Origin of the sequence: Micromonospora fiedleri (genome assembly GCF_016774385.1) — a bacterium.
GTDB classification, from domain to species: Bacteria; Actinomycetota; Actinomycetes; order Mycobacteriales; family Micromonosporaceae; genus Micromonospora; species Micromonospora gifhornensis.
Genome location: NZ_JAETXL010000001.1, coordinates 870,042 through 880,957, shown reverse-complemented (window position 1 = coordinate 880,957; position 10,916 = coordinate 870,042). Strand labels below are relative to the sequence as shown.

The following is a 10,916-nucleotide window of genomic DNA, read 5'->3' as shown; positions in this document are numbered from 1 at the left end:
TAGTGCTTTGTTAGGTCGTTGTGGCGTGTCGCTTGTATGAGCGTCGTGCTGGTGTTTGGGTGCGTGCGTGGATGAGCGGGAAATCGCTCGGGTGCGGGCGCAGTTGGAGGACTTCGCGGCAGGGGTGTTCGCGGGGTTGCGGCGGTCGGACCAGCGAGCAACCGGTCTGCGGTATCTGCGTGGGCTGATGCTGGACGGCCGGCGTAAGTCGATGCAGCCGATGGCCGGACGACTCGGGGTCGATCACCAGCAGTTGCAGCAGTTCCTGACTTCCTCGACCTGGGATGTCGCCGGTGTACGACGGCGGCTGGCGGCGGCCGCGGTCGACCTGGTGGCGCCGCAGGTGTGGGTGGTGGACGACACCGGGTTTCCCAAGGACGGCAAGGCATCGGCGTGTGTGGCCCGGCAGTATTCCGGCACGCTCGGCAAGGTCGCCAACTGCCAGATCGCCGTCAGCGTCCACGCGGCGACCGACGCCGCCTCGGCGGTGCTGAACTGGCGGCTGTTCGTGCCGGAGTCATGGGACGACACCTGCGTCCCCGGCCCGGACGGCAAGCCCGCGAACGCGCACGCCCGCAGGCTGCGCCAGCAGCCGGTCACGCGCGACCAGGCCGGGGCGAAGAAACCACATGTGCGTGTGCAGGTGCCGCCTGCCGAGCAGATCGACCAGATCCGCCGGCGGCGCACGGCATCGAAGGTCCCCGACGCCGAGCGGTACCGGCCGAAGTGGCTGATGGCCCTGGAAATGCTCGACGAGTTGGCCGTATGGGGGCTGCGTCCGCCGCTGTTGACCGCGGACGCCGGCTACGGCCAGGTCGCGGAGTTCCGTCAGGGCCTGACCGAACGCGGCATCAGCTACATCGTGGCGACCACGTCGAGCACCACGGCTCAACCCGGTGACGCCCAGCCCGTCGAGGTCCCTTACGCCGGAGTCGGCCCCCATCCCACACCGAAGTACCCCCACCCTGCTCGCAGCCTGAAGGACCTGGCCCTCGCCCACGGCGCCGACGCGGCGCGTCTGGTGCGCTGGCGTGCCCGGCTACCCGCACCCGACCGCGACCCCGACCGGCCCGTCGGTGACCTGTCCGGACACTTCTTCGCCCTGCGGGTGCGCCCCGCCGGCCGGGCCGTCCGACGCGGACCGCACCGCGGTGACGACGGTGTCCTGCCCGAATGCTGGCTGCTCGTGCAGTGGCCTCCCGGCCAGGACGAACCCAGCGACTACTGGCTGTCCGACCTGCCCGCCGACACACCACTTGCCGAACTGGTCCGCCTGGCCAAGAGCCGCTGGCGCGTCGAGCACGACTACCGCGAACTCAAGACCGCCCTCGGCCTCGACCACTTCGAAGGACGCTCCTGGATCGGCTGGCACCGCCACGTCACCCTCGCCGCGGCCGCCCAACTGTTCCTCACCCAACTGCGGCTGGCGCGCCCAAAAGCAGTGGGGCAGACCTGAGCCTGTACGCCGTCCTGCGGCAACTGCAGTACCTACTCGCGACCTGGCTCGGGTTCTGCCCCCTCTGCCGCCAACTCGTCCCAACCTAACAAAGCACTACTAATACTCAGGTCGTAGCAGAGGGCCCGGTCGGCAGGACCGGGCCCTCTGCCTGACTGGCCGTTGGTCAGCCGGCGGTGCGGGCCACGCCGACCGGGCAGCTCATCCCGTTCGGGCCGTGGTTGCAGTAGCCGTTCGGGTTCTTGGTCGGAGCGAGGTACTGCTGGTGATAGTCCTCGGCCAGGTAGTAGTCACCTAGCCGGCCGATCTCCGTGGTGATCTCGCCCTTGCCGGCGCGCGCCACGATCGGGGCGAACGCGTCGCGGGACGCCTCCGCCGTCGCCAACTGGTCGTCGGTGGTGGCGTAGATCGTCGACCGGTACTGGGTGCCCACATCGTTGCCCTGGCGCATGCCCTGGGTCGGGTCGTGGTTCTCCCAGAAGACCTTGAGCAGGTCCTCGTAGCTGATCCTGGCGGGGTCGTAGACCACCTGGACCACCTCGGCGTGCCCGGTCATCCCGGAGCAGACCTCCTCGTAGGTCGGGTTCGGGGTGTAGCCACCCGCGTAACCGGCCGATGTGGTGAACACGCCCGGCAGGGTCCAGAACAACCGCTCGGCGCCCCAGAAACACCCCATACCGAAGACCGCGACCTGCGACCCCTCGGGGAACGGGCCCTTCAGCGGGGTGCCGAGCACCTCGTGCCGGTCGGCGACCGGCATGGCGATCGGACGGCCGGGCAGGGCCCGGTCAGGGGAGATCATCTCGGCCTTCATGCGGCGGAGGAACACGGTGGGACTCCTTTCGTACCCTTCCCCGCGTGCAACACCGGCGGACCGTACTTCCTTACCCGTCCCGCCCCCGGTCAGGCCCGCTCCCGCCGCCAACGCGTCCCCGCGTACTCCTCGACCCAGCCCCGACTGCTCCGCCAGACACCGTCGTCACCCTTGACCGCCCGCAAACGTCCGCGACTCGCCGCGACACGCAGAGCTGCTTCCGACAGTTCATTGTCCGCAAGAGCAGGCAGCGGCACGAGGTGTGTCGCATCGGCGGCGGCCGGCATCAGGAAACGGTAGATGTTTCCGGTGACGCTACGGGCGATCAACTCCCCGAGGGAACCGGGGTCGCCCTTGTCGGCCCGTTGTAGAGCAGTCAGGTACCTGCTGCGGTCACGCTTGTAAATGATGGCCGGCGGGTAGCCGAGCCGGCCGAGCAGGAGGCTCAGGATCAGCCTCCCCGCGCGGCCGTTGCCGTCCAGGAACGGGTGAACGACCTCGAAGCGGTGATGAATCACGCCCAGGCGCTCCGCGAGCGGCACGTCGCTGTTGGTGCGCAGCGTCTCGGTGGTGTCCACCCAGCTTCGAAGGAGGGAGTCCACCTCGGGCCAGGGCGGTGGTTTCATGCCGCCGGGGAATCTGGCGATTTCGTGCTGCCGGAAGTTGCCCGGTGCCTCGGCGTCGAAGGCGTGTGGATGCGGTGCCACGGTCCATACCGGGGTCATGGCCAGGTAGTGGATGTGTCGGATCTCCTGTACCGACACGAGTGAGCCGTCCTGCCAGTCGCCAGGCTCCAGCGCCTGGCTGTAGACCCACTTCGCGGCGTCTGCGTAGCCTCGGACCTCCATGTAGTCGCGGAGGGGTTTGGCACCTATCGCCCGGCCTTCGTCAAGGAGCTTCTCGACCTCGTGCAAGATCAGGGTGTTGCCCTCGATCGCGGTGCTGTGGTGGGCCTCCTGATGCCAGATGTCGGACCAGATGTCGGCAGCCTCGCCAGGGCGGGGAAGGCCGCCGAACTGGTTCCGCAACTCCTGGACCGCCTCCTCCATCCGACGGTGCACCTCGGCGCGACTCGGGCGTCCTGGGCCTGGCACGGGTGTCACTCCAAGATTTTGTTCGGCAGAGACGATTTAACTGTACCGAACAAACTTAATTTTGTTCGGTAGCGGGGAGAAAACCTGAACGAACAATTTCGGGTGGAGCCGTCAGGCCGGGTCGGTGGGCAGGGCGGTGCGGATCTGCTCGGCGTACGAGGTGGCTTCGGCGTCGTCGGCGTAGCGGGTACGCGGCCAGAAGAAGCCGCGCAGGCCGTCGCCCTTGGTGCGGGGCACCACGTGGGTGTGCAGGTGCGGGACGGACTGGGACACCTTGTTGTTCATCGCCACGAAGGTGCCGCCCGCACCCAGCCCGGCCTCGACCGCGACGGCGAGCCGCCGGACCAGCCCGAAGTAGTCGGCCAACGACTCGGGCGGCAGGTCGGCCAGGGTGACCAGGTGGGTGCGGGGCACCACCAGCACGTGTCCCTTGAACACCGGCCGGGTGTCGAGGAACGCCACCCCGGCCGGCTCGTCCACGACCCGGAAGGCGGGCACCTCGCCCGCCACGATCCCGCAGAACACGCAACCCGCCATCGCCCCAGGCTAGGGCAACTCTGCGGTCCGGTGGCTCACCACAGACTGGCGGGCATCGGGATGGCCGTACCTCCGGCGAAGTTGTCGTGCCAGCGGCGCAGGTCGGTGAAGTAGCCCCCGTTGTGCGACCGGACCACGTGCACGTGGGCCACCGCCCCCCGGCTGAAGGCGACCAGGTCGGCCCGCCCGTCGCCGGTGAAGTCGCCGGCCCCCGGGATCGCACCGCCGCCCGGGAAGGTAAAGGCCCAGCGGGTACGTGGCAGGAAATGGTGGCCACCGGAGAGGGCCACGTCGGCGTACTGCCCGTTGAGGTTGACCGCGGCCAGATCGTCGCGTCCGTCGCCGTTGAAGTCGCCCACCAGCGGCACCTCGCTGCTGCCGAGGTTGAGGAAGTAGTCGAGCCACTGGTACGCCAGCACGAAACCGCTGCCGGTGGAGAGGCCGACGCTCGCCGCCGTACCGGTGAACCGGTCGACCGCGATGATGTCGTCCCGGCCGTCCCCGTTGACGTCCCCGACCAGCGGGAGGTCGTCGTCCCCGACGAAGTTGTCGTGCCAGCGCACGCTGGTGCCGACGAACTGGGTGCCGTTGGATAGGGCGACGTAGACGTCCCGGACGTTCTCCCGGACGAAGGTCGCGATGTCGGCCCGCCCGTCCCCGTTGAAGTCACCGACCACCGGGGTCTCCTTGAAGGCGGCGAACCAGGTGTGCCAGAGCTGGGAGGGCGCGAACGAGGTGCCGGTGGAGAGCGCGACGTAGACGTCCGCTGCGGTGCCCCGGGTGAAGGTGATCAGATCGTCGCGGCCGTCGCCGTTGACGTCGGCGAGCATCGGGAACTCCTGCCCGGCGGCGAAGTACGTGTGCCAGCGGGTGGCCGCGCCGAAGGTGGCGCCGTTGGACAGTGCCACGTGCACCTCGGGCTGGACGCCCCGGGTGAAGCTGACGATGTCGTCGCGGCCGTCGCCGTTGACGTCGGCGTACCGTCCCGAGAAGCCGTCGTTGCCCGGCCCGCCCGGGTCGACGTACAGCACCAGGTTGGGGGAGCCGGCCGGGTCGGTGATCCGGTCCCGGGTGGCCTCGTCGGCCAGCCGCGCGGCGACGGTCCGGGGCGAGGCGGTGGGGAAGCGTTGCAGGTAGCGGGCCACCGCGCCGGTGACGATGGGCGCCGCCGCCGAAGTGCCGCCGAAGTTGGTGGTGGTGGAGGTGTCGCTGGCCGCGGTGACGGTGCGGACCTGCTCGCCGAAGGAGAACAGGTCCACGCACGGGCCGAAGTTCGAGTTGGGCAGCCGGTCCCGCAGGGCGTGCACCATGCCCACGGTGATCACGTCCGGCACCCGGGCGGGGGAGTAGCCGCAGGCGTTCTGTCCGTGGTTGCCGGCGGAGGCGACCACCGGGATACCGGCGGCGAGCACCGCGTTGACGGCGTCGTCGAGGGCCTGGTTCGCGGTCGTCGCCAGGCTCATGTTCACCACCGCCGGCCGTACCGCGTTGCGGACGATCCAGTCGAGCGCCGAGATGGCCCAGGCGACCTGGCCGGGGGTGCAGCCACCCACCCGGACGGTGTGCAGGCGTACGCCCTTCGCCACCCCGTGCACCTGACCGCCGATCAGCCCGGCCACCTGCGTGCCGTGCCCGGAGCAGTCGCCGGTGCCCCACTGGTCGATGCCCTGCGGCACGAAGTTCACGTCCCCGGTGGCCCGGCCGCCGAAGTCGGTGTGGGTGTGCCGCATCCCGCTGTCCATCACGTAGACGTGCACGCCCTGGCCGGTGGTGTCGTAGGCGTACGAACCGTCGAACGCGCCGCCGTGCTGGTCGAGGGCGTCGAGGTGCCACGGCGGGTTGGTCTGGGTGGCCTGCGGGAGCAGCAACGAGTCCTGGGCCACGTACGCCACCTGTGGTTCCTGGCTGAGTCGGCGGGCGTCCGCGGTGGACATCCGTACCGTGAAGCCCGGCAGCGCGGACCGGTAGCTGGCGGACAGCGCGCCGGGGTGCCGGCGCAGCAGCGAGCGTGCGCTGCCGTCGACGTCGCGGGTGGCGTCGCCGCGCAGCACCACGATCCAACTGTCGGCCACCGCGGCACCGGGCGCCGGGGCGAACTTCTCGGCCGCGAACGCCGGCGTCGGCGGTGCCAGCAGCCCACCGGCTGCGGTCAGGAGACAGACGGCCGCCGCCAGGAAACGGCGGCGCGGGACACGAGCCATGGGTTCTCCTCGGGGTACGGCCGCCGACCGGGCCAAGATCCCGTCGGCGTCTCCCCGCATGGTGGCAAAGCCACGCCATGATCGATATGACCGCCCGGGTGGCGGGTTCCGTCCGTTGGGACGGACTGGACGACTAACGTTCCGGGCATGAGTCACGGCTTCGACACGCTCGCCATCCACGCCGGCCAGGACCCGGAGGCCCGCACCGGCGCGGTGATCCCACCTATTTACCAGACCAGCACGTACGCCCAGGACGCCGTCGGTGCGCCCCGGCAGGGCTACGAGTACAGCCGCTCCGGCAACCCGACCCGCGACGCGCTTCAGGAGTGCCTGGCCGCGCTGGAGGGCGGACCGGTCGGGTTGGCCTTCGCCAGTGGCCTGGCCGCCGAGGACGCCCTGCTGCGTACCGTCTGCGTTCCCGGTGACCACGTGGTCATCCCCGACGACGCCTACGGCGGCACCTACCGGCTCTTCGCCAAGGTGGCCGAGCGGTGGGGGCTGTCGTACACCCCGGCGAAGGTCTCCGACCCGGACGCCGTGCGGGCCGCGATCCGGCCCGGCAGCACCAAGATCGTCTGGTTGGAGACGCCGACCAACCCACTCCTCGGCATCGCCGACATCGCCACCCTCGCCTCGGTGGCGCACGACGCCGGTGCGCTGCTGGTGGTCGACAACACCTTCGCCTCGCCGTACCTGCAGCAGCCGATCGCCCTCGGCGCCGACGTGGTGGTCCACTCCACCACCAAGTACATCGGTGGACACTCCGATGTGGTCGGTGGTGCCCTGGTGGCGGCCGACGCCGCGCTCGGCGAGGAACTGCGCTACCACCAGAACGCGATGGGCGCGGTCAACGGCCCGTTCGACGCCTGGCTGACCCTGCGCGGGATCAAGACCCTCGGCGTACGGATGGACCGGCACTGCGACAACGCCGAGCGGATCGCCGCCTACCTGGACGGGCACGCCAAGGTCGCCCAGGTGCTCTACCCGGGGCTGCCCAGCCACCCTGGACACGAGGTGGCGGCCAAGCAGATGCGCCGGTTCGGCGGGATGATCTCGTTCCGGGCCGCCGGCGGCGAGGAGCACGCCGTCGAGATCTGCAACCGGGCCAAGCTTTTCGTGCTCGCCGAGTCGCTCGGCGGGGTGGAATCCCTGATCGAGCACCCGGGCCGGATGACACACGCGAGTGCTGCCGGCTCGCCGCTTGAAGTTCCCGGCGATCTCGTGCGACTGTCTGTCGGCATCGAGACGGTCGAAGACCTGCTCGCCGATCTGGAGCAGGCGCTGGGCTGACCGCTGGCTGGGAGGGTGGCCGTGCAGGACATCATGCCGACCTGGGTGGGGGCGACCGCCAAACAGATCGCCCGAGGGGTACGCCGAGGAGACGTCTCGGCCACCCAGGTGCTGGCCGACCACCTCGACCACATCGCCAAGGCCGACGCCGACCTCGCCGCGTTCCGTACGGTGCGTGGCGGGGAGGCGGTCACCGAGGCGGAGAAGGTCGACGAGCAGGAGGATCTGGCGAACCTGCCGCTGGCCGGGGTGCCGGTGGCGGTCAAGGAGAACACTCCGGTCGCCGGCATGCCCACCTGGAACGGCTCCGCGGCGGTGCGTACCACCGTGGCCGAGGCCGACCACGAGGTGGTCCGCCGGCTGCGTGGTGCCGGCGCGGTGATCCTCGGGGTGACCCGGATGCCCGAGCTGGGCCTGTGGGCGGTGACCGACGACGACACCGCGGTCACCCGCAACCCGTGGGACCTGACGCGTACCCCCGGCGGCTCGTCCGGTGGCGCGGCGGCGGCCGTCGCGGCCGGGCTGGTGCCGATCGCGCACGGCAACGACGGGCTCGGTTCGATCCGGATCCCGGCGGCCTGCTGCGGTCTGGTCGGCCTGAAGCCCGGCCGTGGCGTGGTGCCCTGCCAACTCGGCGCGGAGGACTGGTTCGGGCTGACCGAGCACGGCATGCTCAGCACCACCGTCGCCGACGCGGCGGTCGGCTTCCAGGTGCTCGCCGGCCGCGCCCAGCAGAAGCTGGTTCCGCCGCAGCGGCTGCGGGTCGGTGTCTCGCTGCGCTCCCCGGTGCGGGGCGTCTCGGCCGACGCTCCGAACCGGGACGCGGTGGCCGCCGCCGGCCGGCTACTCGCCGCGGCCGGGCACGACACGGTGCCCGCCGACCCGGTCTATCCGACCGCGCTCGGGTTGCAGGGCATCGCCACCTGGTTCGCCGCCGCCGCTGCCGACGTGCGGGCCGCCGGAGTCGAGCGACGCAGCCTGCAACCGCGCAGCCGGCGACACGTCGCACTCGGCGAATGGGCCTTGCGACGGGGGTACGTCCGGGAGGCCGACCGGCTCGCCTGGCGCGAACGGTCCGTCGGCTTCTTCACCGACCATTCGGTGGACCTGCTGCTCACCCCGGCGTTGGCCGCCGCACCGCCGCCGGCCACCAGCTGGTCGGCCCGGTCCTGGCAGGCGAACATGCGGGCCAGCATCCGGTACGCCCCGTACGCCGCGCCCTGGAACGTGGCCGGGCTGCCCGCCCTGGTGGTGCCGGTGGGCCGCCGCCCGGACGGGCTGCCGCTGGCCGTGCAACTGGTCGGGCCACCCGGCTCGGAGCTGCTCCTGCTCGGCGTCGCCGGCCAGTTCGAGATGGAGGCCCCCTGGTCCCGGCACGCCCCCGGCTATCCCCGGGTCGGCACGGGCTCACCGGCCACCGCCTGACCCGCCCACCGCGCGTGGCAGGGCGTGCCGCGCCCGTGGCGGGGCTGCCGTGCGCGTGGCGGGGCTGCCGTGCGCCGTTTCGCCGTAACGGCGGGGTGCGCGGGGGCGGGTAACCGCCAGTTCGCCGTAACGGAGTCGATCACGCGCCTGTCGGCCCGAGGCGCTGCCGGCGGCCCACGGAACGGGTGGCACGATCGGGGCATGACGGAACTGGTCAGCCTGGACGACGTGCGAGCAGCGCGGGAACTGATCGCCGGCGTCACCCGTACCACCCCGCTGGAGCCGTCCCGTCCGCTGAGCGCCGAGCTCGGCGGACCGGCCTGGCTCAAGTGCGAGAACCTGCAACGGGCGGGGTCGTACAAGGTGCGGGGCGCGTACGTGCGAATCTCGCGGCTGTCGACGGCGGAACGGGAGCGGGGGGTGGTCGCCGCGAGCGCCGGCAACCACGCCCAGGGTGTGGCCCTGGCCGCCGGGCTGGTCGGCACCCGGGCCACGGTCTTCATGCCGGTGAACGCGCCACTGCCGAAGGTCGCCGCCACCAAGGGGTACGGTGCCCAGGTCGAACTGGTCGGCGCCAACGTCGACGAGTCCCTGATCGCCGCACAGGCGTACGCCGAGCGGACCGGCGCGGTGCTGATCCATCCGTTCGACCACCCGGACGTCATCGCCGGGCAGGGCACGGTGGCGTTGGAGATCCTGGAGCAGTGCCCGGAGGTGAAGACGATCGTCACCGGCGTCGGTGGCGGTGGACTGATCTCCGGGATGGCGGTGGCGGTCAAGGCGCTGCGGCCGGACGTGCGGGTGATCGGGGTGCAGGCGGCCGGGGCCGCCGCCTTCCCGCCGTCACTGGAGGCCGGCGAGCCGCTACGCCTGCCCGCCTTCGCGACCATCGCCGACGGCATCGCGGTGGGCCGACCCGGCGAGATCACCTTCGCCCACGTCCGCAAGCTCGTCGACGAGGTCGTCACGGTGACCGAGGAGGACATCTCCCGGGCGCTGCTGATGCTGCTGGAGCGCGGCAAGCAGGTGGTGGAACCGGCCGGTGCGGTGGGGGTGGCCGCCCTGCTGGCCGGTGTGGTCGAGGTGCAGGCCCCGGTGGTGGCCGTGCTCTCCGGCGGCAACATCGATCCGCTGCTGATGCTGCGGGTCATCGAGCACGGTCTGGCGGCGGCCGGTCGTTATCTGCGGATCACTGTGCGCTGCTCTGACCGGCCGGGGCAGTTGGCCTCACTGTTGAGTGAGATCGCCGAGCACCGGGCCAACGTGGTCGACGTCGTGCACCAGCGGGCCAACCCGCGCCTGGGCCTCGGAGAGGTCGAGGTGGCCCTGTCGGTGGAGACCCGGGGGGTGGAGCACTCCGTGAAGCTGATCGGTGCCCTGCGGAACAGCGGCTATCAGGTGACCATCGCGCCGGAGGCGTGACACCGTGGGGTGTCACGCCTCCGTAACGCGGGTGCCGGCGGTCGCGACGCCGGGTGGGACTCAGCCGGAGAACGGCTCGAAGCTGACCACTGTCACCTTGATGTCCGCGCCGCTGGGCGCGGTGTAGGTGCAGGTCTGGCCGGCCTTGCCGCCCAGGATCGCCTTGCCCAGCGCCGACTCGGGGCTGTAGACCGTGAGGTCGGTGGTCGAGGCGATCTCGCGGGAGCCGAGCAGGAATGTCTCCGTGTCGTCGGCGTCGTCGTCGAAGTAGATCGTCACGACCATCCCGGGGGCCACCGCGTCGGCGGTCGGCGCCTCGCCGACCTGGGCCGTACGGAGCAGCTCCTTCAGGTAGAGAATGCGTCCCTCGGCCTTGCCCTGCTCCTCACGGGCGGCGTGGTAGCCGCCGTTCTCGCGCAGGTCGCCTTCCTCGCGCCGGGCGTTGATCTCGGCGGCGATGATCGGCCGGTTGGCGATCAACTCGTCGAGCTCGGCCTTCAGGCGGTCGTACGCGTCCTGGGACAGCCAGGTGGCGGGCGCCTCGTTGCCATTGGACACAGGCGGTCCTCCTCGGTTGTGCGTGCTGGCTGACAGGTGAACCTTTAAGTTACCAGTGTCGTACGACAAGGAGTGTCGGTGATCACGTCGCTCGGCCTGGCCACCGGACGGACTGACGG

At 71.0% G+C, this 10,916-nt stretch carries 9 protein-coding genes; 4 read left to right on the top strand and 5 right to left on the bottom strand.

Features of this window, described 5'->3' with window-relative positions; all coding sequences use genetic code 11:
- Positions 1 to 67 precede the first annotated feature (67 nt).
- The gene (locus JMF97_RS04030) at positions 68 to 1,456 is read left to right on the top strand and encodes an IS701 family transposase (RefSeq protein ID WP_203220259.1); all 1,389 of its coding nucleotides are present in this window, start codon (positions 68 to 70) and stop codon (positions 1,454 to 1,456) included.
- 166 nt (positions 1,457 to 1,622) lie between these two features.
- Here the strand turns inward: JMF97_RS04030 and msrA are convergent, their stop codons facing one another.
- From msrA to JMF97_RS04010, 4 genes are all read right to left on the bottom strand, one after another.
- Complete coding sequence (gene msrA / locus JMF97_RS04025) at positions 1,623 to 2,285, bottom strand: peptide-methionine (S)-S-oxide reductase MsrA (protein WP_203220258.1); 663 nt, start codon at positions 2,283 to 2,285, stop codon at positions 1,623 to 1,625.
- Positions 2,286 to 2,359: 74 nt separating this feature from the next.
- Positions 2,360 to 3,319, bottom strand: coding sequence for a Fic family protein (locus tag JMF97_RS04020; RefSeq protein ID WP_238358526.1), 960 nt, complete (start codon positions 3,317 to 3,319; stop codon positions 2,360 to 2,362).
- Positions 3,320 to 3,475: 156 nt separating this feature from the next.
- Positions 3,476 to 3,901, bottom strand: a complete 426-nt coding sequence (locus JMF97_RS04015; RefSeq protein ID WP_203220257.1) for an HIT family protein — start codon at positions 3,899 to 3,901, stop codon at positions 3,476 to 3,478.
- Positions 3,902 to 3,936: 35 nt separating this feature from the next.
- Entirely contained in the window at positions 3,937 to 6,102 is a 2,166-nt protein-coding gene (locus tag JMF97_RS04010) for a S8 family serine peptidase (RefSeq protein WP_203220256.1), read from the bottom strand.
- Positions 6,103 to 6,249: 147 nt separating this feature from the next.
- Here JMF97_RS04010 and JMF97_RS04005 point away from each other — a divergent pair, with 147 nt between their 5' ends.
- The 3 genes from JMF97_RS04005 (at position 6,250) to ilvA (ending at position 10,239) form a co-directional block, all read left to right on the top strand.
- Complete coding sequence (locus JMF97_RS04005) at positions 6,250 to 7,392, top strand: cystathionine gamma-synthase (RefSeq protein WP_203220255.1); 1,143 nt, start codon at positions 6,250 to 6,252, stop codon at positions 7,390 to 7,392.
- Positions 7,393 to 7,407: 15 nt separating this feature from the next.
- Positions 7,408 to 8,817: an amidase gene (locus JMF97_RS04000; protein ID WP_203220254.1), complete on the top strand. Its 1,410-nt coding sequence runs from the start codon at positions 7,408 to 7,410 to the stop codon at positions 8,815 to 8,817.
- 201 nt (positions 8,818 to 9,018) lie between these two features.
- The gene (gene ilvA, locus JMF97_RS03995; protein WP_203220253.1) at positions 9,019 to 10,239 is read left to right on the top strand and encodes a threonine ammonia-lyase; all 1,221 of its coding nucleotides are present in this window, start codon (positions 9,019 to 9,021) and stop codon (positions 10,237 to 10,239) included.
- Between the two features lie 60 nt (positions 10,240 to 10,299).
- Here the strand turns inward: ilvA and greA are convergent, their stop codons facing one another.
- Complete coding sequence (greA, locus tag JMF97_RS03990) at positions 10,300 to 10,797, bottom strand: transcription elongation factor GreA (protein WP_013731660.1); 498 nt, start codon at positions 10,795 to 10,797, stop codon at positions 10,300 to 10,302.
- Positions 10,798 to 10,916 lie beyond the last annotated feature (119 nt).